The sequence below is a fragment of the Nitrospirota bacterium genome (assembly GCA_016212215.1).
In the GTDB taxonomy this organism is placed as follows: domain Bacteria; phylum Nitrospirota; class 9FT-COMBO-42-15; order HDB-SIOI813; family HDB-SIOI813; genus JACRGV01.
In genome coordinates this window covers 1-26,044 of sequence record JACRGV010000033.1, presented here as the reverse complement: position 1 = coordinate 26,044, position 26,044 = coordinate 1, and the positions used below count along the sequence as shown (strand labels likewise).

The window sequence follows — 26,044 nt, the reverse complement described above, 5'->3', positions numbered from 1 at the left end:
CGGCCATCTTTGTGTGCTCCTCAATCGCAACCCCTCAGCGTAGATTCAACTACGCCTTCGGGTTTGCTCAATCGGTCGCACTCAAACCTGACCGAAATCTGAGCGCCTAAATGCACAACTTATTTCATGACAGACCCTTAGGATTACAAAAGCCGTTGTTTTTCATTTTAAAAAGGCTGAATATATCTTTATTATATATCTGCGAGGATGTTATCGTATTGCATAGCGGCTGTCAAATGGGAGGATAACGGTTATTGTGGTTTGGGGATCAGATGTGCCTGATGAGATATGGGATGCCAGAGGGTAACTCCTTGCTTATCAAAATTATTTATCCTACAATGAGGTCAGTAAAATTACCCGGATAAAAATAATGGACCGTTCACATTACCCAACACGTTTAATACATCTGCATGATAAAGATGAAGATAACTATATAAGAAGCCAGTCTCCTTCTCAAAGAGTTGAGATGGTGTGGCAATTAACATTACAGGCATGGGCATTTAAAGAAGGACTGGACTATGAACCAAGACTTCGCAGAGATGTTGTCAGGATTATCCGCAGTAAAGGCTGATTTTATTATTGTTGGTGCTCATGCCATTTGGGAGGTTTGAATGACCCATCAAGACTACGCAATAGCAAGGCAACTCAAGGAGAGGTTAACTGAGGCAAAAGTGAATTCCCCCTCCCTTGACGGGAGGGGGGTAGGGGGAGGGTGAGCTATGTAGATTTTCAAGTGAACCCTCATGAACGGGGCGATCACAAAGGGCAATGAAAACCCCACCCTCACCCGGACCCTCTCCCTGAGGGAGAGGGTGCTTAGTTTATTCCCTCCCCTTCAAGGGGAGGGTTAGGGTGGGGATGGGGTGATTTTCGAGTGAACCTTGCGTATGATTAACAAGTGAGGGATTTATGGCGAAAATTGATTACAAAAAAGATTTGAAACATTTGTACAATTCTTCATCAAAGGAAGTCACTATTGTAGATGTTCCTGAGATGAATTTTCTTATGATTGATGGAGAGGGGGATCCGAATAATTCACAGGCATTCCATGAAGCAATTGAAGCCCTGTTTACTGCTTCCTACACTTTAAAGTTTATGATCAAAAAAGATAAGGAAGGGATTGATTATGGAGTCATGCCGCTGGAAGGTTTATGGTGGGCGGATGATATGTTGAGGTTTAATGAAAATAAAGATAAGTGGAAGTGGACAATTATGATTATGCAGCCTGAGCATGTAACTGCCGTTCTTGTTGATGAAGCAATTTCTCAGGCGGTAAAGAAAAAGGGTCTGCCGGCGTTGTCAAAGATACGATTTGAAACATTCTCCGAAGGTAAGTCAGCACAGATAATGCACATCGGGCCATTTTCAGAGGAAGGACCAACGATTGAAAGGATTCATGCGTTTATCGAAGAAAAAGGTTTCAGATTATCCGGCAAACATCACGAGATATATTTAAGTGACGTTAGAAAGGCTGCACCTGAAAAGTGGAAAACAATTATAAGGCAGCCGATTGAGAAGAGAACAGGGGAGTAAATAAACATAAGAAAACGGAGTTTATTATGCAGAACACAGAAGTTGTACCTCAGCAGATAATAGAGAATAAGATACTTATTATACGAGGCAAAAAGGTGATGCTGGATAGTGAGCTTGCAGGTCTTTATGGGGTTGAAACAAAACTCCTTAACCGTGCTGTTAAGAGAAACATGGAACGATTTCCAGAGGATTTTATGTTCCAGTTGACAAAGGAAGAATACACTGAACTTTTAAGGTGCCAATTTGGCACCTTAAAAAGAGGTCAGCATAGTAAATATCTTCCTTTTGCCTTCACAGAAAATGGGGTTGCAATGCTCTCAAGTGTGCTGAACAGCAAAATGGCTATTCAAGTAAATATCCAGATCATGAGGATATTTACAAAGATAAGGGAGATGATTGAAACTCACAAGGACCTGAAGCAAAAAATCGAGGAGATGGAAAAGAAATATGATTATCAGTTCAAGGTTGTCTTTGAGGCAATAAAGCAATTAATAGAGCCTCCTCAGAAGAAAAGAAAGAGGATTGGATTTTAAATCCTGATTAGCATTTTGCAGCAGTACAAGCCTTAATATTTTTATGGATAGCTGCTTCTAATTTTACACTGTTATCTCTATAAACTTCGGAATAGACTCTTCCCCCAGACTGCTTATCTTTAATATGAGTTTGTACAGCTCTTCATATCTCTCACGTTTGACGGGTTCAGAGCCATGGGCAAGGATGGATTTGTTTCTTGAGTCTAAGAGAAGTTTTATCTGAGGGAGGTTATCAGAAAATGTCTTTCCTGCTGAGTCACCGGCCTTTTCCATCAGGGTGTATGCGGCAATTACAGGTTCCTGTTCTTTAATGGCATCTGAGAGGTCTATATTATGAGATGCAAGTCTTATTTGTGCATACGCCTCAAGTGCACGATAGAGGCGGGCTATGGCATCGTCATATTTATTTTCCAGCTCAGCACGGCGTTTTGCGTTTGACATGAGATCAAGAAAATGTTCCTGCTGAATACCGGGCATTCCGATTGCCAGTTTTTCAAGAATGGCGAGATTATCTTTAAGTCTTGTTACAAGTGCCTTAACACCGGGCGGCCCCCCAAAAAGTGTTGCCATCTCAAGGGCTTTTTGTGATGGTTTTAATCTCTCCCATGCCTGTTTATACTGGAAATTATCCCAGAGGCCATAACCCTCAGCAATTTCAGCAAGGACTTTATAGAGCTGTTTTTCCCCGCCGCTTACCCTCTGTGTCAAACCCCTGAATATATCTGCAGTCTGTGAATAGCGGCCCCGTCTGAATAGAACTGCGGCCTCCTGTCTCTCTTTTACTGCAAGCTCATCCCAAGGGTTAAACTGGCGGCTTTCATTTGTAAGGTCACTACTACTTACATATCTAAGTCCTGATGAGTAGTCTATCGTCACAAGGATAATGGCCGCAACCATAGGCTTTGTACCGCAGGTATAGTCAACAACCCAGTCGCCCGGTTCAAGCCTCCAGTTCTTCTGAATCTCTGTCCACTTTTCTGTGATAGCCCTGTAGCAGGTCAGGAGGTCATAAGAATCTGCTGTAATAATCTCCGCCATCCATGCAGGACGTTCTTGTATCTGAGGCAGGATAACATCATTGATAACATGTCTGGTCTCTTCCGAGGCAAAGAAACAGAGACACTCCGGCTTCAGGTCATTAATAGAATAAATGACGGACTCAGGACTTTCACTTACTGATATTAAAAGTGCTCTTGTTTGTGGCATGATACCGGCATAATACTAAATTTGACGGACATGGTCAAACAACAATTCATGTTTATCTCACCAGCTCAACCACAGCATCAACCTCTCCGGGTGATTGTAGGTTGATTAAGCCGGCCTTGTCTTCTGACGGCAAGGTGTTACGGCCGGCTTCCTTTCCCTTACGTATCCAGATAAGCTCCAGGTCTAAGTGGGTGTTTTTGTTCCAGAAGGCGGTACTTTGCGCCGGGTTAAAATAAAAGATCATGCCGTCGGCATCTTTCAATTTAGAAATGCCTGAAAGCCCTTTATACCTTTCTGATGGAGTGGATGCTGTCAGAAGGGTATAGTTTTTACCGGCGATGTTAAATTTGACCTTACCGTGTTCGCTGCTGAAAGACACGCTGTTTATTAACAGGAGGCTCATTAAAGATGCGGGTACAAAACTATATATAAATTTTTTAAATGGTTTCCCCTTAGGTTTCATGACCTGATTATTATATTAACATTGACAGCAGTTTTCAAATAAAGTTAAGATAATTTAGTTGAAGCTGAAAAATACCCATGTTAAATATTATCTTTTTTAAAATAGCTATTGTTGTCTATTTTTTCGGGACAGCATCTTTTTTATACTATCTGCTAAGCAGGAATGAAACTCCTAAGAGGTATTCTTTTGCAATAACAGGGCTGGGATTTCTTTTTCATACTGCCGCACTTATAACCAGGTCAATTGAGGCGTCCTATATTCCGGTTACAAGCCTGCATGAGGCCATGTCGTTTTTTTCATGGGTGCTTGTACTTGCGTTTCTTCTGATTGAATATAAATACAGGGTTTATGTACTCGGCTCTTTTGTAATACCGCTTACGTTTATATCTCTTATATCCTCTGCTGCACTGCCTATGGATATAAAAAAGCTTGACCCTGCACTTCAGAGTTCATGGCTTGGGATTCACACAATACTTGCAGTTATGGGGGCTACTGCCTTTTCCATCTCTTTTCTTGCGGGATTGATGTATCTCATGCAGGATAGATTCCTCAAGTCAAAGAGTTTTAACATACTCTATTATAAACTCCCTTCCCTCGACCTTCTGGATGACCTCAACTACCGTGCCATATCCTTTGGCTTTCCCTTGTTGACACTTGGTATCCTTACCGGTTCCATCTGGGCGGAGTTTGCCTGGGGTACTTACTGGAACTGGGACCCGAAACAGACATGGTCTCTGATAGTGTGGCTTTTTTATGCTGCCTTACTCCATGTTCGTATGTCTGCGGGATGGCAGGGAAAAAAGGCGGCATACATGGCAGTAATCGGATTCATAGGAGTGGTCTTTACCTTTGTTGGAGTAAATATACTCCTGCATGGGAGACACACTTTTTAATGAGGGTTGTGAGAGTTCAATGGACATAATCTTAGTAGGTCTCAGCCATAAGACAGCCCCTGTAGAGGTCAGGGAAAGACTTTCTTTCTCAGGCCAGGAGCTTGAAAAGAATGTCTTAAAGCTGAAGTCTTCCAATGACATAATGGAATGTGTAATACTGTCTACCTGTAACAGGGTTGAGATTTATGTGACTGTGGAAAGCCCTGAGATTGGTGTGGCAAGGATAAAAGAGTTTCTCCATTCCTGTCACCCTGACATGGCTATGGAATGGTTAACCGAGCATCTGTACACTCATAAAGATGAAGGTGCGGCACGGCATTTATTCATGGTTGCCTCAAGCCTTGATTCAATGGTACTCGGTGAGACACAGATTCTCGGGCAGGTAAAAGATGCCTATGATATTGCACTGCTGAATAAGACAACCGGCGTTGTACTGAACAAGCTGTTCAAAAAGGCTATATCAGCGGCAAAACGTGTACGGACAGAGACTAAGATAGGAGAAAGCGCTGTATCCATCAGCTTTGCGGCGGTTGAACTTGCCAAAAAGATATTCAGCAGTCTGAGGAATAAGAGCGGTATGCTCGTTGGTGCAGGAGAGATGGCTGAACTTGCGGCACAGTATTTAGTCAGCAATGGTATCAAGGAGGTCGTGGTTTCAAACAGGAGCTATGAACGGGCTGTTCATCTTGCACAGGCATATAATGGAAGGGTTGTGAGGTTTGAGGATTTTCTTCTTGAGATGGTGCATGTGGATGTGGTTATATGTTCAACAGGTGCCCCGGATTATGTTATCCGTTATGGGAACATGAAGGAGATTATTCATAAGAGGAGGGGGCGGCCTATATTTCTGATTGACATATCCGTGCCGAGGAATATTGACCCTGAGATTAATAAGATTGATAATGTATTTTTGTATGATATAGATGACCTTCAGGCAGTTGTTCAGACAAACCTCCGGGCAAGGAGGGATGAGGCGGATAAGGGAGAGGAAATCGTTGAAGAAGAGGTCGGGACATTTTTAAAATGGTTTAAGTCCCTTGAAGTTGTCCCAACGATTGTAGCACTGCGTGACAGGATGGAGGATATCAGGAAAAGGGAGATCGAGAGGGTGATGGGAAAGCTGAGGTCACTTTCACCGGAAGACATGCAGGCTATTGATGCCCTCACAAGTTCCATAGTAAATAAGATACTCCATAACCCCCTTGTTGCACTGAAGATGCAGGCAAATTCCACAAACGGCGTGCTGTATGCAGAGGCAGTAAAAAAACTCTTTGACCTTGATGTAAAATTGATCGGGAATGGGACAGGAGGGGAGTCGGATGAGGAGTGAGCAGAGGAGTCAGAGGTGAGAGGTTAGAAGCAAGAAGTTAGAAGTTAGAAGTTAGAAGTTAGATTACGGATAAATATTCCCTCCCCTTCAAGGGGAGGGTTAGGGTGGGGATGGGGTTATTATTCATGAAAAAACTTAGAATCGGAAGCAGGGGGAGTCAACTGGCATTATGGCAGGCAGAGCATATAAAATCTTTGCTTGAGTCCAGACACCCCGGTCTGACTGTAACCATTACAAAGATTAAGACTACCGGGGATAAGATTACAGATGTCCCGCTTGCAATGGTGGGCGGCAAGGGGCTTTTTGTTAAAGAGATAGAAGATGCCCTGCTGAGACATGATGTTGATATAGCAGTTCATAGTATGAAGGATGTGCCTACGGTATTTCCAGCCGGGCTTTGCATGGCAGCGATAACAGAACGGCAGGACCCACGGGATGTCCTGATCTCAAGGGGTGGGATAAGCTTTATTCATCTGCCGGAAGGTGCTCATATCGGTACAAGCAGTCTGAGAAGGATATCCCAATTACTGAATCAGCGGCCTGACCTCAAAATATCCCCGCTAAGAGGCAACCTTGATACCAGGATAAAGAAACTGGAATCCGGTGAGTTTGATGGAATAATACTTGCTGCTGCCGGGATTATAAGGCTTGGATGGGCTGACAAGATTACGGAATTCCTGCCTGTAAACTTGAGCATACCGGCAATCGGACAGGGTGCTTTAAGTATAGAGTGCAGGGAGGCAGACAGGGAGGTTCTTGATATGATTGCATGGCTTGACCACAGGGAGAGCAGTGTGTGTGTCAGGGCAGAGCGGGGATTTCTTAAAAGGCTTGAGGGCGGCTGTCAGGTACCAATCGGGGCTTATGCAGTAATAACCAGGAACAGGATTGAGATAGAAGGATTCATTGCCTCTGTTGATGGAAAGAGGATGGTCAGGGATATGAAAAATGGTTCCGAAGAAAATCCTGAAGAAATCGGCATTGCCCTTGCTGAAAGCCTCCTCTCGCAGGGCGGCGAGGAGATTTTGAGGGAAGTGTATGGAAAAGGCTAAAGAGGTCTACCCGTTAAAGGGGCCGTTAAAGGGGAAAAGGATACTGATTACAAGACCTGTTGAGCAATCAGCGGAGCTTGCCGTCCTTATTACAGCACTTGGCGGGGAACCTGTAAAGTTTCCGGTTATCTCTGTTGCACCGCCTGACAGTTGGGATTCAGCAGATTGTGCTATAGAAAATCTGCATGATTATAACTGGGTCATTTTTACGAGTGTAAATGGTGTGAATTCTTTTATGGGGAGGATAACTGAGCTTGGTAAGTATGTCAGTGATGCCTTTTATGATGTAAAGATATGTACTGTGGGTGTTAAGACAGCAGATGCTGTTGAACCTTATGGTGTGCATGTAGATTTTGTCCCGCAGGAGTTCAGGGCAGAGGCTATAGTAAAAGGGTTTAAGGGTATGGCCGGCATAGGGAAAAAGATTCTTATACCAAGGGCGCAGGTTGGCCGTGAGTTATTACCGGATGAACTTATAAAGATGGGTTTGAATGTAGATGTTGTGCCTGTGTACAAGGTCGTCAAACCCGATACTGATGCTACAATACTTAAAGATATGTTAAGCAGGAAAGAGATAGATGTAGTTACATTTACAAGCGGGTCAACAGTAAGAAATTTTATTGAATTCATTGGGACTGAGGAATATAAAATACTACTCAAAGGGATTAAACTGGCATGTATAAGCCCTGTTACAGCAGATTCAGTTAAGAAATATGGCATGGATGTGGATATTGTGCCGGAGAGGTTTACTATAGATGACTTGGCGGAAGCAATAGCGGGGTTTTATCAGGGTAAGAAGTTAGAAGCAAGAAGTTAGAAGTAAGAAATAGGAAAACAATCTCCCCTCCCCTGGCGGGAGGGGATTAAGGGGAGGGGGAGCAAAGGTCATTCAATGAAATTTCCAATAACACGGTTACGAAGGATGAGGGCGACGGCGGTGCATAGGAGGATGGTGCGGGAGACAAGTCTTTCAGCAGATAATCTTATCTATCCGCTTTTTGCTGTGCATGGAACTAATGTAAAAAATGAGATCAGTTCAATGCCGGATGTTTTTCAGCTTTCTGTTGACAATCTGATAAGAGAGGCAAAGGAGGTATGCAGTCTTGGCATCCCTGCAGTTATTTTATTTGGTATACCTGAACATAAAGATGAGATGGGGACAGATGCTTATGCTGAAAAAGGCATAATCCGGCAGGCTGTTAAGGCAATAAAAGACAGTGTTCCTGAGCTTCTTGTAATCACGGATGTTTGTATGTGTGAGTATACAAGTCACGGCCATTGCGGCGTGGTGAAAGACGGCGTGATACTTAACGATGCGACGCTTGAGCTGTTGGCAAAAGAGGCTGTTTCACATGCTGAGGCAGGGGCGGATATTATTGCCCCATCGGATATGATGGACGGCAGGGTGTCTGCCATCCGTGCCGCCCTTGACAGGGAAGGGTTTGAGCATATTCCCATCATGTCTTATTCAGCAAAATATGCATCAGCATTTTACGGGCCTTTCAGAGAGGCAGCAGAATCAACTCCTCAATTCGGAGACAGGAGGTCTTACCAGATGGACCCGGCCAATGCGAGGGAGGCCATGCGGGAGACAGCCCTTGATATAGAAGAAGGTGCGGATATTGTGATGGTTAAACCTGCTCTGCCGTATCTGGATATAATACGTCAGATTAAAGACAGATGGGATATTCCAGTTGCAGCATACAATGTGAGCGGTGAATACTCCATGATAAAGGCAGCGGGTAGACTCGGCTGGATAGATGAAACAAGGGCCATGATGGAGTCACTCACATCAATAAAAAGGGCAGGCGCTGATATAATACTTACATATTTTGCAAAAGACGCTGCACGGATTTTACAGGGAGAGTAATATTAGTTGAACATAATCAGGGATCTTACAGCAATACCACATGGTCTTGTCAGATCAGTAGTCACTATCGGTAATTTTGATGGTGTCCACCTCGGGCATCAGGAATTACTGAACAGGGTAATAAAATTATCAAAAGAAATTGCCGGGACGAGTGTTGTAGTAACATTCGAACCTCATCCGCTTCAGGTATTAAGACCTGAAAAGGCACCTAAACGCCTGACATCACTCCAGGAAAAATTAGACATTTTCCAGTCACTTGGAATTGATGCAGTAGTCTGCCTGAATTTTACAAAGGAGTTTGCAAAACAGACAGCAGAGGAGTTCATTGAAGAAATACTATATGAAAAACTTGATGCTAAAGTCATTTTTGTGGGTGATAACTATAAGTTCGGAAAAGACAGGGCAGGAGACATAGAATTACTGAAAAACAGGGGGGAAATCTTTAATTTTGTTGTTTACGTGATGGAACAGGTTGAGGAGAATGGCCGCAGGATAAGCAGTTCAAGGATAAGAGAACATTTAAGCAAAGGGGAAGTTGATGAGGCCGCCGGATTACTGGGCCGTTATTATTCAATAGAAGGGGTTGTCACCCCTGGCCATCACAGGGGTATGGGACTTGGTTATCCCACTGCAAATATATATACAGTAGATGAAACCCTTCCGATGAACGGGATATATGCTGTAAGTGTTTTACATGGAGCTGAGAAACTGAATGGCGCTTGCTATATCGGTAAACAGCCGACATTTGCAGGTGATAAGATTGCTGTTGAGGTACACCTGTTTGATTTTGCCGGCATACTTTATCATGAACACCTGAAGGTACAGTTTGTAAAACTTATCAGAGGAGAGAAGAAATTCGATGACCGAGAATCCCTAATTAGGCAGATTAAGGATGACGTAGAGAAGGCGAAGGAGATTTTAAAATAGGTATATAGGCTGAAGGTAGAAGCAAGAGGTAAGAAGTAAGACAGTGAATAGTGAATAGTAAAGACAATCCAAATTCCCCCCTCCCTTGACGGGAGGGGGTTAGGGGGAGGGTGAGCTATGGAGATTTTCGAGTGAACCGCCATGAGACAGGGGTCTTACAAATGGCCATGAAAATCAGCGGGACAAGAAAGTCCCGCCTATCCTCGTAGATAGGGATAGGCGGGGTTTTCCAACCCCGCCGGAGGTGATTTTTGTATGAACTACGCAATCCTAAAAAAAGCACAAGAAACTATCAAACGCCATAACATGCTTACTCATGGTGACACAGTGCTTGTCGGTGTGTCCTCCGGCCCGGACTCTGTGTGCCTTCTTCATATTTTAAATGACTTGAAGGCCGAATATGATTTAACCCTTCATATTGCCCATCTCAATCACGGCTTTCGGGGAACAGAGGCTGAAGAAGATGCTGAGTATGTAGAATCACTCGGAACATCTCTTGGGATTCCGGTTCATTCAGAATATGCAGATATTCCTTCTTATATTAAAAAGTCGGGATTATCAAAGCAGGCCGGTGCACGTAAATATCGTTATAAGTTTTTCAATAGGATTGCTGACGAGATTAATGCATCACGGATTGCACTTGGCCACACAGCAGACGACCAGGTTGAAACATTTTTAATGAGACTAATCAGGGGCTCCGGTACATCCGGCCTGTCAGGCATACCACCGGTCAGGGATAAGATAATCAGACCCCTCATAGAGATCAGCCGTGAGGAGATTAATGAGTTCCTTTCTGAAAGGAAAATCAGATACAGGATTGACTCTTCGAACCTTACCACTGTTTATCTGAGGAATAAGATACGCATAGAACTTCTCCCTTATCTTGCAAAAGAATTTAATCCAAATATAATGGATACTATATTAAGGAACCTTAAAGTGCTCAGGGATGAAGATGTATTCCTTGATAATTATGTGAGAAAAATTTATAAAGATATCGCTGTTTGTGAAAATACGGCATTCGTTCCCCCTCCCCTTAATCCCCTCCCGCGGGGGGAGGGGACATTAGATGCGCAATTGAGGGGAGAGGGTGCTATGCTTTTTCCCCCTCCCTTGACGGGAGGGGGTGAGGGGGAGGGTGGGCATAGATCAGTACAGTTTAATATCGCATCGCTTGCTCCACTTGCGATTCCTGTCAGGCGGCGGATTATACGGTATGCTGTCGAGACGATAGCCGGAGAAGGTGCTGTTGATTTATCTTTTAAACATGTTGAAGATGCTTTAAACCTGCTTGAAAGTAATGAGGCCGGGGAGATTCATCTTCCTGCCGGTTTAATTGTAAATAAGGACAAGGGACACCTCAGGTTATATTTAAAACATAGTATCCCCTCCCCCTTGAGGGGGGAGGGTCAAGGTGGGGGTGGGCAATGGAGAATTTCGAGTGAAATCCAACCTATACAATTTTCATATCAGGTTACAGTTCCGGGTGACACACATATACGTGAGGCAGGGATAACAGTGAGTACAACTATACTTGACCGCCATGTTTATGATAAAAGTAACAGTACTTATATGCAACATGAGGCATGTTTTCCCATTAATGATACAGTATTGCCCATAATAATCCGTAACCGCAGGTCAGGAGATTTTTTTTGTCCGGCAGATATGGGCGGGCATAAGAAAAAGATAAAAGAATATTTTATAGATTTGAAGATTCCTGCAGGAGAGAGGGAAAGGATTCCAATCCTTCTTTCATCTTCCGGCAGTGTTATGTGGGTTGTCGGTTACAGAACTGATGAGAGATTTAAGGTTAAACCTTCTTCAGAAAAGATATTACAGGTAAAGACATTCAGAAGTGCGGCATGAAAAAGAGTCATCCTTCGACAAGCTCTGGATGACAGCCTTGGTGTCATGGTGAGCTTGTCGAACCATGACTAACAACGGTTACAAAAACGGTATTTTCGGATAAAACAGAAAGGAACTATAATGAAACGGATATTCGGCAAGCCCCTTATTACACAACGGGAGATTGAAAAAAGGATCAAAGAACTTGGGACAAAGATTTCAGCAGATTATGACGGCAAAGACCTTGTAATGATCTGCATCTTAAAGGGGGGATACATATTTTTTGCAGACCTGGTCAGAAATATCCATGTTCCTGTAAGCGTAGATTTTATGATGGTCTCAAGCTACGGCCCGGGTACTACATCTTCCAATGCTGTGAAGATAATTGCAGACCTCTCAGCAGATATCAAAGATAAGGACGTCCTTATTGTAGAGGATATAGTGGATTCAGGACTAACATTGAGTTACTTATATAAGACTATAAAGTCAAAGAAACCGAGGACAATCAAGCTGTGTGTCCTGCTTGATAAGGTTGAAAGAAGAAAATACGAAACCCCTATTGACTATGTTGGATTTACAATCCCCAATAATTTTGTAATCGGCTACGGCCTTGATTATCAGGACAACTTCAGGAATTTACCATATATTGCGGTGTTGGATGAACACGAAGCGGATGAATTGCTGAATCATAGATAGAAGTTAGAAGCAAGAAGGAAGAAGTTAGAAGGAAAATGACCCACCCTCACCCGGACCCTCTCCCTGAGGGAGAGGGTGCCAAGTTTATTCCCTCCCCTTCAAGGGGAGGGTTAGGGTGGGGATGGGGTTTATCTTCAGATGAAAACAGGCATTCTCTACATAGTCAGCACGCCAATCGGCAATCTTGAAGACATTACGCTTCGTGCGCTCAATGTCTTGAAATCAGTTCAGGTAGTTGCATCTGAAGATACACGGCATACTCAGGTATTGCTCCAGCACTACAATATTTATACACCTCAGACGAGTTACCATGACCACAATAAAGAAGAAAAGGGTGAGGTACTTATAGGCCGGTTAAAAGAAGGGAATGATATTGCACTTGTGTCTGATGCCGGGACGCCTGGGATTTCAGACCCCGGATACTATCTTATAAATCGGGCAATTGAAGAGGAAATTACTATCTCTCCTATACCCGGCCCAACAGCATCTATTGCAGCTCTTTCCATATCAGGCCTTCCGACGGATTCCTTCGCGTTTGAAGGATTCCTGCCGGTAAAACGTGTTGCAAGACAAAAGAAACTCAGAACCCTATTAACAGAACACCGCACTATCATAATTTACGAAGCCCCTCACAGGCTATTATCAACTCTCGAAGATATAAAGGAAATATCAGGGGACAGAAGGATAGCCATAACTCGAGAACTTACCAAGGTATTTGAAGAGATTATAAGAGGCAGGGTGTCTGAGATTATTGCCAGAATCTCCAACAGGAAACTGAAGGGTGAGATTACAATAATACTTGAAGGGGCAAAGATTGAAGGTGCCGGAGATGGTATCAATTTACAGGACTATCTGAAAATACTTATAGAGGAAAAGGGGATGAGCCTCAAAGACGCCGTCAGCAAAGCCTCCGCTGACCTCGACATTCCAAGAAACAAGGTTTATAAAGAAGCAATTTTATTAGTGAGCGGAAGTAACGTTAGGTAATGTCTAATAGACTATAGACTGTAGGTAATAATCTTTTCCCCCCTTTAGAAAAGGGGGGTGAGGGGGATTTGAAACGGAGAATTTCTGGTGAAAACAGGAGTCCTCTACTGTCACCATTTAATCTACTAATTTTCATCTACTTTAAATTTCAAATTTTGATGTTAGGAATTCAAAATAAATTCTTTCAAGTTTTTTGTCTATATCATTATTATGCTTTTTCGCTGATTGTACAGCCTGATAACGATTTCCCATATAATATCTGCTAAAAAAGAACAGGAATACCATAGCCCCATCCGTATAAAGGCCATCCTGTAGCAGATTAATGGAGATTGTTGCAAAAGTTACATTGGTTCCGAGTGACTTTATGCCATCCCACAAGTTATCTGAATAAATTTGTCCGGCACCAGGTAAAAAAGTAGAAAGAAATTTTGCTCTACTTTCAGATTTATAGCGAAAAAGCCTAACCTCATCTGATAAATGATCTATAGCAATTGCAGAAGTAGTTTCATCGCTTGAATAGTTTCTAACATATATATGAAGATATTCTTGTACAGATTTCCAGTCATGGAGGAATATGAAGTCTATAATCAAATAATATAATGATTGCCGTTTCACATCTGAATATTCAGTATAATAATATAATTTTAACAATTCCTGTTGGGCCAGACTGTGGTTACTGCTTGCAATAAGGATTACTGCTTTATCAATTATCCACAATTCCTTTTGCAAATCATCTTCTGTAAGATAAATACTTTTATTTATTGCACTAATCGCTTCATCCCAATTATTTAATTCCCTATATGCCTGACTAATTTGATAATAGGCATAACTTGCGAGAGGGTCTTCCTTGTGAAAAAAGATAAATCTCTTATATTCTGTAATAGCCTCATCATAGTTAGAATTTTGCAGGAACTGGTCACCCGTTTTAAGGAGACTGTTTGCATAACTATCACTAACAGTGATAAATAGTAAAAAGATAATTAAATTAAAAATCGTCCGGATATGGTAGTTCATTTTTCATTTTCTTGAGAATAGCTTCATCAATTTCTATATTATAGTTTTCTGCGGCAACAACTGAACCATATATATTTCCTGAATAAAATATTGTAAAGAAAGTTCCATAAATCCATCCCCTTGTTGATGTACTCCCATCATTTTTGAATGAAGTATAAGCTAACGTACCCAGAAGGGTGTTGATTAGAAATGAAGTTGCTCCATCTGCTATTCTATTGCAATATATTTTCCCGGTTCATGGAATAACCGCAGACATTATTCCAGATAAAGTTGGACTCTTGTAGTTAAGGTTTTTACCTTTTATTGAATAGCTTCTATACTGCTTCACATAATCATTGAATGATTCTTTTTCATTATTAAGATTAATTGAATCAAATTCCATTATTGCCATATCCCATTTTTTTAAGTTCAGATAGGTGACGCCTTTTAAAAAGATTAGCTTATTCATTTCCGTTTTATTATTATTATCTCTCTCAATCGTATTATGTAATAAACTTAATGATTCCATAAACTGCATATTTTCTATATAAGCAAGGCTTAGTTGATAGTAAACAGAAGGCAACAGTTTACTATCAGGGTAATCATTTAATATATCTGAAAAATTTTTAATAGCCTTTTGATATTCCCTACCTTTCCTATAAGAAAGGCCCACCAAATACAAGGCTGTTTCTTTACTATCTGATATTGTAAAAGAATACCTCTGATATTCAGAGGCAGCCCTTAAATAGTCTCCTTCATTGAATAAATAATCAGCATAATTTTTAATCTTTGTTGGGGAAAAATAATTAAGTTCCTGTGCCTTAGAAACATAAGGATGAACAAGAAGCATCAATAAATTAATAAAGTATATAATAAGTGTCTTTTTTACCATAAGGCATATTTTTCTATCGGGTCAATGGCCAATCCTGTTTTAATATCTATTGGATAATATCTTCTATAGCCGTTACATCTTTGAAGCCTGTCCGATGTCATAAGTATCCCCTGGATAACTCCAAATTGTTCTATTGCCCTTTTCCCAAATCTTGAACAACTTGGATTGAAATTGCACGACGGTTTATCCTGTTTTGAAAGAATTGTTTGATAACCATGAATTATCTTTAAAAAGAATAACTTTGCCTCTGAAGTTTCCTTATATTCAATTAAAGATTCATTTGAAGGCTTAATAAAGGTTTCATGATTATATTGTAAGGAGAGGAATTCTATATTACTTCTGGAGCCGGCATTTGATACTTGCGGGTGGCAAATATAGATACAAAGGCAAAAGAAGGATATACCAGGAAATAATATTGCATATAACGATCCTTTACATGTGTAGTTCTTCAATTTTTGCATCCAACGGTATTTTGAAATTGAAAATTTTATCGGGTATCTTTTTATTAATTTCTATCTCTGAGAATTTTACTATTTCTTTTGTTGATTCTTTACCTGATTCATTGTTGTAAACGGAAATAATTTCAGAGGGGAAGTATTTTTTATCTAATTTAACATGATTTTTAAATTCTATTTTATGCAGCAATTGCCCCTTTGAATTCTTTGACTCTGCAGAAACAATCATTTCTTTCTCCTTTCCAATTATAAAATAATAATTTTCTTCTTTATCTGAGTTATTGACAGATAGCACCCAATTTGTATAAATAATATTATTTTTGAATTCGTGATTCTTTACTTTATACCCAATTTCTGACAAACCAAAATCTTCTTTTAGTGCATAAAGAAAATTATAAAGAAAGGCCAGGGGAAATGAACTTTCAGAGGATAAGATAAGAACTTTGTTTTTATCCGGATAGAAAAGTTCCAACTTATTTTTATGGAAAATTAGAACCTGTTTTACAGGATATTGTATTTCTACTGTTATTTTTTGTTCAGATTGATAATAGATAACACCCTTGGTTATCTCTTCTTTATTATTTTCAATAACAGTTCTTTCAAAATTAGTTGTGAGTGTATTAAAGAAAAAAGTTATCGGTATTAATGTACTTATTAAGAATGAAATCACAGTTTTATCTTGGAAAAATACTTTTTAATGAGTGTATTTCTTAGTATCCTGAGCTTGTGCTAGTTGAGTTAGCGGATGATATCATTATCAATGCAACGGAAGTTCCGATAGCCCACCCAACACAAGCACTCTCCCATTGGTGTTTCCTGGCAGCTTCTCTATAACAAAGTGAATACTCTCTTACATAATCATCTGATTTTCCAATAATCTTATCAACAGGTACAACAGGTTCGGTAGCATAGGCAATTGCAAATCCAAAAATACCGCACAAGAATCCAGGGATTGCCCATGCAAATCTATTTACTCTTATATCAGCCTCCAGTCTTGCATCCACACATGGAGTTGAAGATTGTTCCTCAGCATTCACAACAGTAGGAACTATTATTGAAACCGTCAGGAATGAGGCGATTAATAAAATAGAGACTAAAGAATAAAAAGTATTCCTTTTAAGAAAATAATCCATAATATTATCCTCCTTATTTGTATTAGGTTACATAAAGTTACTTTGCCTTCTCAGAAGCATACGTTTTTATTTTTTCTGAAGACATAATTGCATCTAGCGACTTATTCACTCCATCTTCTATTGCCTTCGTGGCGGACCTGGACGGATTTGTACTAAAATCAAAACCTGGATTACCCCTTGTGTCTCCAATACCTTCAATTATCTTTTCAAAAATAAGTTCCCCATTTGGGTCATATATAATAACCCTATATACAATACTAGCCGGATAAATCTGAAATTTTGTTATCGGAATATCAAAGTAGAACTTATCAATATTTGGTTCAATAACTGCGTGGATACTAAATTGTTCTGATTTTGCATAAGGTGGCTTTCCCTCAACCTGTTCTACTTTCTCAAATATCTCAGTTAAACCTGATTTAAATAAATTGGCACTAGCTGAACCTAAGTTTGGATAATTCCATGTATCGCCTGAATTAGATTCAGAGACAGAATAATTTTTAAAGCTATCAGAAACATAGATGCCAACATTGAGAGGTATTTTTTTCCCCAAATACTTACCCTCAGATAATCTTGGAGTTGCTATCATTGTATGTGAACAAGCACTGAACAAAAAGAAAGAAATAGAAAGTATTATTGATAAGGCCACTCCTAACCTAATGGATATTACTCGTCCTCTAATGTTCTTCATGATTTTTCCCCTTTTCAAGTTCAAGATATATTGTAGTATCCTGTATTCTTGTTAGCCCTGAGTTGATGTCATAAAGATCTCCATTATTTCTACATGGTGTTACTACAGGTTCCATTTCCCCACCACCCTAAAGACGCAAGACTGTTGAAACACTTTACTGCCTAATCTTAACAAGTATTTCTCAACAATCTAGTAAAATTATCTATTTTGGATTAGAATCGGGTAGGATATTAACAAAACATTTTTTTGTTGTCAACAATTTTTTGAATTTCTATACCCATAAATTTGTCGTAGACCCATCTGCCTATGAAGATGGGATTAATTAACCGCTTACTTTTCTTTGGCCAGTTCTATTGCTAAATCATATGTTGCTTTTGATATCCTGAAATCATGTTTCAGCATTTTATCTAAATATTCTTTCAGATTTTGTATCAGCCCCTTTTCCTTTGCTTCCAAAAGTATGCCGATAACACCAGTAATATTTATCCCTAATTCTCCTGCAACCTTTCTTGCAGCCAGATCATCAAGAATTAAAAGGTCAGCATATAATTCGAGGCTTAAACCAATAGCCTCACTCTCGCCAATCCCAAGATTCTTCTCTAATATTCTGGGTGCAATAGGCTGCTTTATTTCCACTACTTTGATCCAGTTTGGAACCGATTTATTTTTGAATACTTCATTCATTACCGCCAATGGAATTGAAATCGTGGTGTAAAGTTTTTCAAGCAGAGCCAGCTTCCCAAGTTTATCAAGGATTATCAGACAACTTGAATTAGAGACTATCATCTATTTATTTTCCTGCCACCTTATGAGCCTGTTTATAATCCTTCGTAAGTTCCTCTCTTTCCAAATCAATAAAGGGAATTCCGAGTCGTGAAGCAAAACGTACAAATTCAAAGCGTTCCATTTCAAGCAACTGAGCGGCCTTGCCGCTGGATATATCCCCTAATCTGTAGAGTTCAAGTATCAGAAATTCAAAAACCCGTGATGGAACATCCTTTCTCTTCCTTGCTACTAAAGGCAGGATTTCAGAAGGGATGTTTATAGTCACCATTTCCTTTTCCATCTTATGTCTCCTCTATAATTTAAAAAGGTATTTGTGCCCTCATATTTAGCACAGAGATAAAATTAAAGCAAGATAAATACGTCCAATTGTAATAACAAATTAGAAATGTCCTATTAGATTAGAATGCTAAAATGATTTCCCCAAAATGGAGGCATTATGAAGGGAAAGGACATTATTATGCTTATAGAAGATGAGTCAGGCAGAATGGCAAGATGTTATGTCAAAATCTTTTCCCCCCTTTAGAAAAGGGGGGATTTAAAACGGGATGCTTTTAACTGATAACTGTTTACTGTTCACCGATAACTGTCTTTACGCCCTGAATCTATTATAAATGGCCTTTAGATCCGGTGTATCTGTGCCTTTGTATTTAACCTTCAATACGGCTACCTTGGAATCGTAAGTCGGTTTATCTACTTTATAAAAAACTCCAACCGGTACTTTTGCCTCAGGATTTTTTGTGTGGTCAAGGGAGCTTTCTGCAAGCTCGTAGGCATTTATCCTGTCTGTCTTATCAGCATGAAGATCTTCGATACTGTAAATCCTGGGTCTGTAATATTCAAATGTGTCTATTGTGTTAAAGGTCGGGCATGGGGAGATGATGTTTATGAAAGAAAAGCCTTTGTGTTCAATAGCCTGTTTGATTATATCCCCTGTGACCTTTGGATTACCTGCAAATGCCTGTGCCACAAATGTTGCCCCGTAGGTCAGCATAAGTGTCAAGGGATTCATAGGAGAATCGAGCGTCCCGAATGGTGTAAGACTCCCTTTCATCCCTTCACGGCTTGTTGGTGAAACCTGTTTTTTTGTTAATGCGTAAATCTGGTTATCCATTACGATCAGTGTCAGGTCTATGTTTCTGCGTGCGGCATGTGGTAAATGTCCTCCGCCAATTGAATAGGCATCACCATCTCCAATAGTAATAGCAATTAATAATTCCGGACGTGACAGTTTCATTCCCACTGCTACAGGCACCGCCCTTCCATGACATGAGTGAAATCCAAAGCTCCTCATCCAGAGCGGGAGACGGCTGGAACACCCTATCCCCGAAACAAGGACTGCATTATCAGGATTTACCCCAAGCGAGCTGAATGCATTGCAGATAGCCGCTGTTACTGCAAAGTCTCCGCAACCAGGACACCATGTAGGCTCGATTGTACTCCTGTACTCCTTGGGTTTTAACTGGACATTATTATTCAATACTGTCAATTCCATCAATATCCCCTCCTTTACACTCCTGCCTTTTCAAGTTCATATAGCTCTTCAACCTTTTTCACTATCTCCGCCGGTATAAAAGGTTCACCCCTGAATACATTAAATTTTACAGGTTTCACAGATGTTTTTGCACTGATTAACTCTGCTAACTGTCCCTGATAATTGGCCTCAGGAACAAGCACTTTATTTACTGATGCTGAAAAAGACTCAATTGCCTTTACGGGCAAAGGCCACAGCATCTTTGGGTATAATGCAGCCACCTTCAGACCTTTTGCCCTCAGCCGTTGAACCGCCTCTTTTACAACCGATTGGGTCAGTCCCCAGCTTATAATTCCTACATCAGCATCACTATCCCCTTCCCTTTCAACAGGCTTCCACTCGTTCTCCAGATTCGCAATCTTTCTCCAACGTTTTTCAGTCATCATCGTACGGGTCTCGGGATTGGTCCTTGGGCCGGAGTCCTCAGAATGTTCAAGACCTGTTGCTGCATACGCTGCACCGAAAGTTCCCGGTACACCTATCGGAGATACACCGCTCTCTGTTACCTTATATCTCTGAAACTTTTCACCTTCTTCAATACTGCCCTGATACACTGTACGGTTTACAATTTTTATCTTAGATGGGTCAGGTGTTGGAATTGCCTCTACACGTATAGCCAATGAAGCATCAGTCAGAAGGATAACAGGCGTCTGATATTGTTCAGCAAGGTTAAATGCCTCAATAGTCATGTAGAAATTTTCCTCTACATCTGATGACGCAAGAACAATCTTTGGCGTATCGCCATGCGAACCGAAACATGCAGCAAAAAGGTCTGACTGGTCATGCTTGGTCGGCATACCTGTGCTTGGCCCACCGCGCTGGACGTCAACAATTACTAACGGCAGTTCAGCCATGACCGCAAGTCCTATCAACTCGGACATCAGGTCAAGCCCCGGACCGGATGTTGCGGTCATTGTCTTAACGCCTGCAAAAGAGGCCCCAACACAATTACCAATGGATGCAATCTCATCCTCTGCCTGGTAAACGTAACCATTTACCTGAAGCATTAATTCCGTCAGGTAGTTTGCAATAGAGGTAGCCGGTGTAATCGGATAGCAAGAGAAGAACCTGCATCCGGCAGTAAGCGCCCCGAGTGCAACCGCCTGATTTCCCTCAAGTATGATTGTATCTTTACGCGGGCGTGTAGTTGGAAACATGAAAGGGTCAGTCTTTTTAAGGTTCTTTCTTACGTAATCTGCCCCTGCATCAATCGCCTTGTAATTTGTTTCAACCATCTCCATACCCTTCTTGATAAATTTATCGTGAATGGAGGATTTAAGGCTCTCCATTCCAATACCAAAAAGCTCTGCAACAGCACCGAGTGCAACCATGTTCTTTGAGATATAACTGGTAAGAACGTCTTTAGCTATCTTGCTCATAGGAACAGGGTACTTATGGACGCCAGGATGTTCCTCAGGCTCAAAATCACCGCCGGGATAGTCATATACAAGAACAGTCCCGGGGGTAAGGGACTTTTTATTTACAGCATACGCCTCGCCGTTAAATGCTACGAGGATATTAAATGAGTCCCCCTGTGAAAGTATGGGTTCTTCAGATACCCTGACCTGAGAAAGGGCATAGCCCCCCTTAATCTCTGAGGGAAAGGTCTTGAAGGTAACAACCTCCACCCCAAGCCTTGCAGCCGCCTGCATCAAAAAATCCCCTGAACTGATTACACCTTCGCCGCCTTCGCCAGCAATTCTGATAATGAGATCGTTAGGCAATTTTTATCCCTCCTTTAAATTTATTGTTTATCTGAAAATCCCTCCGGCGGGGTAAGAAAACCCCGCCTATCCATTTCTATGAGGATAGGCGGGACTTTCTTGTCCCGCTGATTTTCATGTCCCTTTGTGCTCCCTGGCTCATGAGCGTTCATCCGAAAATAAACCCCATCCCCACCCTAACCCTCCCCTTGAAGGGGAGGGAATAAACGTTAGCCTCCCTCTCCCCTGGCGGGAGAGGGTCCGGGTGAGGGGGCCTCATTTTCATCAGCAATCTTGCTTCTAACTTCTTACCTATTACCTGCCTTAAACCTTACCCTGCCCTCTTCAGCCGTCTCCTTTTTACCTCTGTTTGACGGTCTTTGGAGATCCTGTTTGCCATTATTGTGCTGTCTATAACGTTGCCGCAGAAGACACAGCGCCAGCCGTAGAAATAGTAACTACTTGTTTCAGCCATATCCATAAACTTTTCGTACATCATAAGGCCGTTACACTTTGGACAATTCATTTTAATCACCATTCCTTTGCCCTTTATCTTGTCAGGGGCCTATTCCCCTGTATTCAAGATATTTATAAATATATAAGAGCAAGAACCGTGCTAAAGATAAATATCTTTAAAATCAAGAAGTTGCAAAGCATTGCAAAAATAGTGCTTGTTTCACAATTAAACATTATGGATGAAAATAAACTAAGGTGAGTTTCAAAGCCAGATGTTACAACAGGTTAATAGGTTTCACAATATACGTTTCTAAATGGAACTATCGTTTCAATAATGAACAGGTCTTTTCTTATGGTTCAATCCATAAATCTTAACCTTACGCCACAAGGTTGTACGGCTGATACCAAGTTCCCTTGCTGCTGCCTGGTACTTCCATCCTGATTTATCAAGGACCTTCAGTATCCATTCTTTCTCAACATTGTTTAAAGAGGCGCCATCAGGTGATATATCCAACTTCTTAGTCTCATGCACTAATTCACTTGGAAGATGTTCAGGCATTATGGTATTTCCAAGGCTGCACACAAAGGCATGTTCAATAATATTCCGCAACTCACGAATATTACCAGGATAAAAATAATTAAGCAGTACCTTCATAGCCTGCGGTGATATGTTATTTATATTCTTTTTCATCTCTTTATTAAACTTCTCAATATAATGTGTCAGGAGGATTGGAATATCCTCACTGCGATCCCTCAATGGCGGCAGTGTAATAGGAAAAACACTGAGGCGATAATAGAGGTCTTCTCTGAAAGTGCCGTCTCTTACCTCTTTTAACAGATTCTTATTGGTAGCAGCAATTATACGGACATCTAAAATTATGGTTTTTGACCCTCCGACCCTCTCAAACTTTTCCTCCTGAATAACCCGTAGTAATTTTGCCTGTGTAGGAAAACTCATATCACCTATTTCATCCAGAAAGATCGTTCCATTATCCGCAAGTTCAAACCTCCCTACCCTGTCCTGATGGGCACCTGTGAATGCACCCTTAACATGACCGAACAACTCGCTTTCAATAAGCGTATCAGGTATGGCCGCACAGTTCACAGCCACAAAAGGTTTGTCTTTCCGCAGGCTGTTATTATGGATAGCCTTTGCAATAAGCTCTTTGCCGGTACCGCTCTCCCCCTGTATCAACACTGTACTCTTTGATTGTGCAACTGAGGGAAGAATCGAGAGTATCTCTTTCATCCTGCGGTCTTTAGTTATAATATTTTCAAACTGAAATAAATCAGTAAGCCTCTCCTTCAACTCTTTTAACTGGGCGATATCCCTGAAGACCTCTACAATGCCTATCATGTTTCCGGTGTCATCATATAAAATGTCAGTATTAATATTTACAGGAACACGCCTGCCCTCTTTATTGACAACAAAACTCTCATAGTTCGAGATTTTCTCTTTCTGTGCAAGCGACCGCCGGAGGATACAGTCATCAGAGGCACATATATTGCTCTGAATAAACTTTTCGCATCTGTTCCCTAACAGTACCTCCTCAGGATACCCAAGAAGTTCCTGCATGGCCTTGTTTACATATTCAATATTCCCCTTCAGGTCAATGGTCAGAACACCATCGCTTATGCAGTTTAGGATTATCTTTTCAAACATAAATTACCATCCTTATAATATGGATAAGACTTATAAATCGGATTCCCGATAAAAACTTCGGGAATGACGGCATTAAGGTGTGTTAACATCCAGTACTTCCCTTACCTTCTTTAAAAGTACATTAGCCATTATAGGTTTCTGAATAAATGTGAGTCCTTCTTTGAATATCCCCTTTTCATCAATAATATTTGATGTATACCCGCTCATAAAGATAGTCTTTATATCAGGTCTAATCTCCCTGATTTTTTCAAAGGCCTCCTTGCCGTTTTTCCCCGGCATAATAACATCAAGGATTACAAGGTGGATATTCTTACGGTTCTGTTCAAATAACCTGATTGCCTTTTCTCCGTCTGCCGCCTCTATCACCTTATATCCGAATCCCTCAAGCATATCTTTCAGGAGTCCCCGTACGTCATTATCATCCTCAGCTATAAGTATGGTTTCGTTGCCGCCTTCCGGTTCAACCGGTGTTTTCTTAACAGGGGTTTCAACCTCTTTATTAATTAAAGGCAGGTACACATTAAATCTCGTTCCAATATCAGGCTCACTGCTGACCTCAACATAGCCTTTGTGCTGTTTTACTATCCCATATACAATTGATAACCCAAGCCCTGTCCCCTTACCGACCTCTTTCGTAGTAAAGAACGGGTCGAATATCTTTTTCATAGTCTTGTTATCCATCCCCATACCCGAGTCTTCAACACAGATAACAGCGTACCTTCCGGGGTTGCCGTAACCAAAAGCCTTTACAAATTGCTCATCTAACTCTGCCATTCCTGTGCTAATCTTCAATAAGCCGCCTTTAGGCATTGCATCACGCGCATTAGTGGCAAGATTTATTAAAACCTGCTCCAACTGGACACTGTCTGCATTAACAACCATTCCTTCAGAAACACTTTCATGCGTATGGAGTTCAATGTCCTCACCAATCAACCTTAAAAGAAGTTTATCAACCTTCTTTACTATCTCATTTACATTTACCGGCTTTAGACTGGTTATCTGTTTCCTGCTGAATGCAAGAAGGCTTTGGGTAAGGCTGACCGCCCTTTCTGAGGATGAAATTATATTTTCAACAAAAACCATCAGCGGATTACCTTCATCCAACTTCAACTGCATCAGATCAGCATTTCCTATTATCGCTGTCATGATATTATTGAAGTCATGGGCAATACCGCCTGCAAGCCGGCCTATTGCCTCCATCTTCTGGGAATGCATGAGTTGTTCTTCAAGACGTCTTCTCTCGGTAATATCGAGTATCGTGCCGAACAACTTCGCGGGGTTGCCGTTATTATCAAATATAACTTCACAATTTGAAGAAACGACCTTCTCAGAACCATCAGGCAAAAGAATCCTGTACTCAATATTGTATGGTTTCCCGGCGTATAATGCATCATCGAGCGATTTTTTCACGGATGCAATATCATCAGGATGGACGAAGTCTAAGTATAAATCATAAGTTCTGCCGAATTTACCGGAAGTCATGCCTAAGATATTATATACCTCGTCAGACCATGTTACCTTATCTTTTATAATATCTCTCTCCCAGTTGCCGAGATGTGCAATCTTTTGTGCCCGTGAAAGCCTTGCCTCACTTTGCCTTAATGCATCCTCTGCCTTCTTATGTGTAAAATGATACGATATTATATCACTTACAACACGAAGAACCTTTACATCCTCCTCAGACCATGAACGGACATTTTCGCAATCATCAAATCCCATAAAACCGGTAAGGGTGCCATCCTTTGACCAGATAGGAACCACAACAAGGGAATGTATATCCTGAGCCTTGAGGACTTCCTTTTCTGAGGACGCCTCAGCAGGGAGTGCATCAATGTCCGGTATAATAATATTCTCTCCGCCTTTGAGTTTAGCCATCCACCACGGTGCTATTGAAACATCCACCTCCTGAAGGCCTCCTATCTGAGGGGTTGTTTTGTTATCGCACCATTCATAAGTATTGCTCATCAATCTGCCGTCTTTGCTGAATTCAAATATATATGCCCTGTTTGCTGTTACACACTCTCCTATTATCCTGAGTACATTATTGAGGTCTATATCAGGTGAAGACATAAATAATCTTGAAATATCCGACAGCATCGTCTCTATCACAATCCGATGCCTCAACTGTTCTTCAATCCTGAGTTGTTCCATCAAGCTGTCTCCTTAGAAAAATACAGATAAAATTCAAAATGTAATTCTTATTTCTTCACCCGAAAATACTTACGCCGGGGTGAGAAAACCCCGCCTATCCACACAGAGATTGAGGATAGGCGGGACATTCTTGTCCCGCTGATTTTCATGGCCCTTTGTGAACCCTCGGTTCATGGGAGTTCATCCGAAAATCAACCCCATCCCCACCCTACCCCTCCCCTTGAAGGGGAGGGAATCAACATAGCCCCCTCTCCCTCAGGG

General features: G+C 41.2%; 27 protein-coding genes. 12 read left to right on the top strand and 15 right to left on the bottom strand.

Translation table 11 applies throughout. The annotated features are described in order from the left end of the window. The first annotated feature begins 370 nt into the window (after positions 1–370). The 3 genes from HZA08_03135 to HZA08_03125 all read left to right on the top strand — a co-directional run bounded on the left by HZA08_03135 (position 371) and on the right by HZA08_03125 (position 2,066). Positions 371–571 (top strand): hypothetical protein, encoded by a 201-nt coding sequence (locus HZA08_03135; protein ID MBI5192421.1) that lies wholly within the window; start codon positions 371–373, stop codon positions 569–571. Between the two features lie 338 nt (positions 572–909). Further along, on the top strand, positions 910–1,533 hold the full coding sequence (locus tag HZA08_03130) for a GyrI-like domain-containing protein (GenBank protein MBI5192420.1): 624 nt from the start codon (positions 910–912) through the stop codon (positions 1,531–1,533). A 26-nt stretch (positions 1,534–1,559) separates the two neighbouring features. After that, the gene (locus HZA08_03125; GenBank protein ID MBI5192419.1) at positions 1,560–2,066 is read left to right on the top strand and encodes an ORF6N domain-containing protein; all 507 of its coding nucleotides are present in this window, start codon (positions 1,560–1,562) and stop codon (positions 2,064–2,066) included. Between the two features lie 63 nt (positions 2,067–2,129). Here HZA08_03125 and HZA08_03120 read toward each other — a convergent pair whose 3' ends face one another. Continuing rightward, on the bottom strand, positions 2,130–3,272 hold the full coding sequence (locus HZA08_03120; GenBank protein MBI5192418.1) for a TIGR02710 family CRISPR-associated protein: 1,143 nt from the start codon (positions 3,270–3,272) through the stop codon (positions 2,130–2,132). Positions 3,273–3,324: 52 nt separating this feature from the next. Further along, positions 3,325–3,735: a DUF192 domain-containing protein gene (locus HZA08_03115; protein ID MBI5192417.1), complete on the bottom strand. Its 411-nt coding sequence runs from the start codon at positions 3,733–3,735 to the stop codon at positions 3,325–3,327. Between the two features lie 77 nt (positions 3,736–3,812). Here HZA08_03115 and ccsB point away from each other — a divergent pair, with 77 nt between their 5' ends. The 9 genes from ccsB (at position 3,813) to rsmI (ending at position 13,332) form a co-directional block, all read left to right on the top strand. Beyond that, positions 3,813–4,628 (top strand): c-type cytochrome biogenesis protein CcsB, encoded by an 816-nt coding sequence (gene ccsB / locus HZA08_03110; GenBank protein ID MBI5192416.1) that lies wholly within the window; start codon positions 3,813–3,815, stop codon positions 4,626–4,628. A gap of 19 nt (positions 4,629–4,647) precedes the next feature. Further along, complete coding sequence (locus HZA08_03105; protein MBI5192415.1) at positions 4,648–5,958, top strand: glutamyl-tRNA reductase; 1,311 nt, start codon at positions 4,648–4,650, stop codon at positions 5,956–5,958. A 110-nt stretch (positions 5,959–6,068) separates the two neighbouring features. Then, on the top strand, positions 6,069–7,010 hold the full coding sequence (gene hemC / locus HZA08_03100; GenBank protein MBI5192414.1) for a hydroxymethylbilane synthase: 942 nt from the start codon (positions 6,069–6,071) through the stop codon (positions 7,008–7,010). Further along, positions 6,997–7,827, top strand: coding sequence for a uroporphyrinogen-III synthase (locus HZA08_03095; protein MBI5192413.1), 831 nt, complete (start codon positions 6,997–6,999; stop codon positions 7,825–7,827). Before hemC ends, HZA08_03095 begins: the two co-directional genes overlap by 14 nt. Positions 7,828–7,902: 75 nt before the next feature. Further along, the gene (gene hemB / locus HZA08_03090) at positions 7,903–8,880 is read left to right on the top strand and encodes a porphobilinogen synthase (protein MBI5192412.1); all 978 of its coding nucleotides are present in this window, start codon (positions 7,903–7,905) and stop codon (positions 8,878–8,880) included. Positions 8,881–8,886: 6 nt separating this feature from the next. Then, a complete protein-coding gene (locus HZA08_03085) occupies positions 8,887–9,807 on the top strand; it encodes a bifunctional riboflavin kinase/FAD synthetase (GenBank protein ID MBI5192411.1) in 921 nt (306 codons plus the stop codon). A 255-nt stretch (positions 9,808–10,062) separates the two neighbouring features. Then, the gene (gene tilS, locus HZA08_03080) at positions 10,063–11,670 is read left to right on the top strand and encodes a tRNA lysidine(34) synthetase TilS (GenBank protein MBI5192410.1); all 1,608 of its coding nucleotides are present in this window, start codon (positions 10,063–10,065) and stop codon (positions 11,668–11,670) included. 120 nt (positions 11,671–11,790) lie between these two features. Beyond that, the gene (hpt, locus tag HZA08_03075) at positions 11,791–12,345 is read left to right on the top strand and encodes a hypoxanthine phosphoribosyltransferase (protein ID MBI5192409.1); all 555 of its coding nucleotides are present in this window, start codon (positions 11,791–11,793) and stop codon (positions 12,343–12,345) included. 138 nt (positions 12,346–12,483) lie between these two features. Beyond that, positions 12,484–13,332 carry a 16S rRNA (cytidine(1402)-2'-O)-methyltransferase gene (rsmI, locus tag HZA08_03070; GenBank protein ID MBI5192408.1) on the top strand — a complete coding sequence of 283 codons (849 nt, stop codon included), beginning with the start codon at positions 12,484–12,486 and terminating at the stop codon, positions 13,330–13,332. A gap of 141 nt (positions 13,333–13,473) precedes the next feature. Here rsmI and HZA08_03065 read toward each other — a convergent pair whose 3' ends face one another. The 13 genes from HZA08_03065 to HZA08_03005 all read right to left on the bottom strand — a co-directional run bounded on the left by HZA08_03065 (position 13,474) and on the right by HZA08_03005 (position 25,783). Further along, a complete protein-coding gene (locus HZA08_03065) occupies positions 13,474–14,346 on the bottom strand; it encodes a tetratricopeptide repeat protein (GenBank protein MBI5192407.1) in 873 nt (290 codons plus the stop codon). Between the two features lie 235 nt (positions 14,347–14,581). After that, positions 14,582–15,217 (bottom strand): tetratricopeptide repeat protein, encoded by a 636-nt coding sequence (locus tag HZA08_03060; GenBank protein MBI5192406.1) that lies wholly within the window; start codon positions 15,215–15,217, stop codon positions 14,582–14,584. After that, positions 15,211–15,669, bottom strand: coding sequence for a membrane protein insertion efficiency factor YidD (locus HZA08_03055; GenBank protein MBI5192405.1), 459 nt, complete (start codon positions 15,667–15,669; stop codon positions 15,211–15,213). Before HZA08_03055 ends, HZA08_03060 begins: the two co-directional genes overlap by 7 nt. Next, the gene (locus tag HZA08_03050) at positions 15,650–16,342 is read right to left on the bottom strand and encodes a DUF4292 domain-containing protein (protein MBI5192404.1); all 693 of its coding nucleotides are present in this window, start codon (positions 16,340–16,342) and stop codon (positions 15,650–15,652) included. The genes HZA08_03055 and HZA08_03050 overlap by 20 nt, the downstream gene beginning before the upstream one ends. A 40-nt stretch (positions 16,343–16,382) precedes the next feature. Further along, on the bottom strand, positions 16,383–16,805 hold the full coding sequence (locus HZA08_03045) for a hypothetical protein (GenBank protein ID MBI5192403.1): 423 nt from the start codon (positions 16,803–16,805) through the stop codon (positions 16,383–16,385). Positions 16,806–16,842: 37 nt separating this feature from the next. Continuing rightward, entirely contained in the window at positions 16,843–17,493 is a 651-nt protein-coding gene (locus tag HZA08_03040) for a hypothetical protein (protein MBI5192402.1), read from the bottom strand. Between the two features lie 330 nt (positions 17,494–17,823). Beyond that, a complete protein-coding gene (locus HZA08_03035; protein MBI5192401.1) occupies positions 17,824–18,279 on the bottom strand; it encodes a DUF3368 domain-containing protein in 456 nt (151 codons plus the stop codon). 4 nt (positions 18,280–18,283) lie between these two features. Then, positions 18,284–18,559: a UPF0175 family protein gene (locus tag HZA08_03030; GenBank protein MBI5192400.1), complete on the bottom strand. Its 276-nt coding sequence runs from the start codon at positions 18,557–18,559 to the stop codon at positions 18,284–18,286. Positions 18,560–18,868: 309 nt separating this feature from the next. After that, the gene (locus HZA08_03025) at positions 18,869–19,771 is read right to left on the bottom strand and encodes a 2-oxoacid:ferredoxin oxidoreductase subunit beta (protein ID MBI5192399.1); all 903 of its coding nucleotides are present in this window, start codon (positions 19,769–19,771) and stop codon (positions 18,869–18,871) included. Positions 19,772–19,785: 14 nt separating this feature from the next. Further along, positions 19,786–21,534, bottom strand: coding sequence for a 2-oxoacid:acceptor oxidoreductase subunit alpha (locus tag HZA08_03020; GenBank protein ID MBI5192398.1), 1,749 nt, complete (start codon positions 21,532–21,534; stop codon positions 19,786–19,788). 310 nt (positions 21,535–21,844) lie between these two features. Continuing rightward, positions 21,845–22,039 carry a hypothetical protein gene (locus HZA08_03015; GenBank protein ID MBI5192397.1) on the bottom strand — a complete coding sequence of 65 codons (195 nt, stop codon included), beginning with the start codon at positions 22,037–22,039 and terminating at the stop codon, positions 21,845–21,847. Between the two features lie 258 nt (positions 22,040–22,297). After that, the gene (locus HZA08_03010) at positions 22,298–23,632 is read right to left on the bottom strand and encodes a sigma 54-interacting transcriptional regulator (GenBank protein MBI5192396.1); all 1,335 of its coding nucleotides are present in this window, start codon (positions 23,630–23,632) and stop codon (positions 22,298–22,300) included. Positions 23,633–23,704: 72 nt separating this feature from the next. Beyond that, the gene (locus HZA08_03005) at positions 23,705–25,783 is read right to left on the bottom strand and encodes a PAS domain-containing protein (GenBank protein ID MBI5192395.1); all 2,079 of its coding nucleotides are present in this window, start codon (positions 25,781–25,783) and stop codon (positions 23,705–23,707) included. Between the last annotated feature and the right edge of the window lie 261 nt (positions 25,784–26,044).

What these genes read in the sequence shown, in the direction of transcription:
- tilS (MBI5192410.1), top strand. Translation starts at nt 10,063, where the DNA reads ATGAACTACGCAATCCTAAAAAAAGCACAAGAAACTATCAAACGCCAT.
- HZA08_03010 (MBI5192396.1), bottom strand. Translation starts at nt 23,632, where the DNA reads ATGTTTGAAAAGATAATCCTAAACTGCATAAGCGATGGTGTTCTGACC.
- HZA08_03095 (MBI5192413.1), top strand. Translation starts at nt 6,997, where the DNA reads ATGGAAAAGGCTAAAGAGGTCTACCCGTTAAAGGGGCCGTTAAAGGGG.
- HZA08_03040 (MBI5192402.1), bottom strand. Translation starts at nt 17,493, where the DNA reads ATGAAGAACATTAGAGGACGAGTAATATCCATTAGGTTAGGAGTGGCC.
- HZA08_03135 (MBI5192421.1), top strand. Translation starts at nt 371, where the DNA reads ATGGACCGTTCACATTACCCAACACGTTTAATACATCTGCATGATAAA.
- hemB (MBI5192412.1), top strand. Translation starts at nt 7,903, where the DNA reads ATGAAATTTCCAATAACACGGTTACGAAGGATGAGGGCGACGGCGGTG.
- HZA08_03060 (MBI5192406.1), bottom strand. Translation starts at nt 15,217, where the DNA reads ATGGTAAAAAAGACACTTATTATATACTTTATTAATTTATTGATGCTT.
- HZA08_03025 (MBI5192399.1), bottom strand. Translation starts at nt 19,771, where the DNA reads ATGGAATTGACAGTATTGAATAATAATGTCCAGTTAAAACCCAAGGAG.
- hemC (MBI5192414.1), top strand. Translation starts at nt 6,069, where the DNA reads ATGGGGTTATTATTCATGAAAAAACTTAGAATCGGAAGCAGGGGGAGT.
- HZA08_03115 (MBI5192417.1), bottom strand. Translation starts at nt 3,735, where the DNA reads ATGAAACCTAAGGGGAAACCATTTAAAAAATTTATATATAGTTTTGTA.
- HZA08_03045 (MBI5192403.1), bottom strand. Translation starts at nt 16,805, where the DNA reads ATGGATTATTTTCTTAAAAGGAATACTTTTTATTCTTTAGTCTCTATT.
- HZA08_03105 (MBI5192415.1), top strand. Translation starts at nt 4,648, where the DNA reads ATGGACATAATCTTAGTAGGTCTCAGCCATAAGACAGCCCCTGTAGAG.
- rsmI (MBI5192408.1), top strand. Translation starts at nt 12,484, where the DNA reads ATGAAAACAGGCATTCTCTACATAGTCAGCACGCCAATCGGCAATCTT.
- hpt (MBI5192409.1), top strand. Translation starts at nt 11,791, where the DNA reads ATGAAACGGATATTCGGCAAGCCCCTTATTACACAACGGGAGATTGAA.
- HZA08_03065 (MBI5192407.1), bottom strand. Translation starts at nt 14,346, where the DNA reads ATGAACTACCATATCCGGACGATTTTTAATTTAATTATCTTTTTACTA.
- HZA08_03005 (MBI5192395.1), bottom strand. Translation starts at nt 25,783, where the DNA reads ATGGAACAACTCAGGATTGAAGAACAGTTGAGGCATCGGATTGTGATA.
- HZA08_03030 (MBI5192400.1), bottom strand. Translation starts at nt 18,559, where the DNA reads ATGGAAAAGGAAATGGTGACTATAAACATCCCTTCTGAAATCCTGCCT.
- HZA08_03120 (MBI5192418.1), bottom strand. Translation starts at nt 3,272, where the DNA reads ATGCCACAAACAAGAGCACTTTTAATATCAGTAAGTGAAAGTCCTGAG.
- ccsB (MBI5192416.1), top strand. Translation starts at nt 3,813, where the DNA reads ATGTTAAATATTATCTTTTTTAAAATAGCTATTGTTGTCTATTTTTTC.
- HZA08_03125 (MBI5192419.1), top strand. Translation starts at nt 1,560, where the DNA reads ATGCAGAACACAGAAGTTGTACCTCAGCAGATAATAGAGAATAAGATA.
- HZA08_03015 (MBI5192397.1), bottom strand. Translation starts at nt 22,039, where the DNA reads ATGAATTGTCCAAAGTGTAACGGCCTTATGATGTACGAAAAGTTTATG.
- HZA08_03035 (MBI5192401.1), bottom strand. Translation starts at nt 18,279, where the DNA reads ATGATAGTCTCTAATTCAAGTTGTCTGATAATCCTTGATAAACTTGGG.
- HZA08_03130 (MBI5192420.1), top strand. Translation starts at nt 910, where the DNA reads ATGGCGAAAATTGATTACAAAAAAGATTTGAAACATTTGTACAATTCT.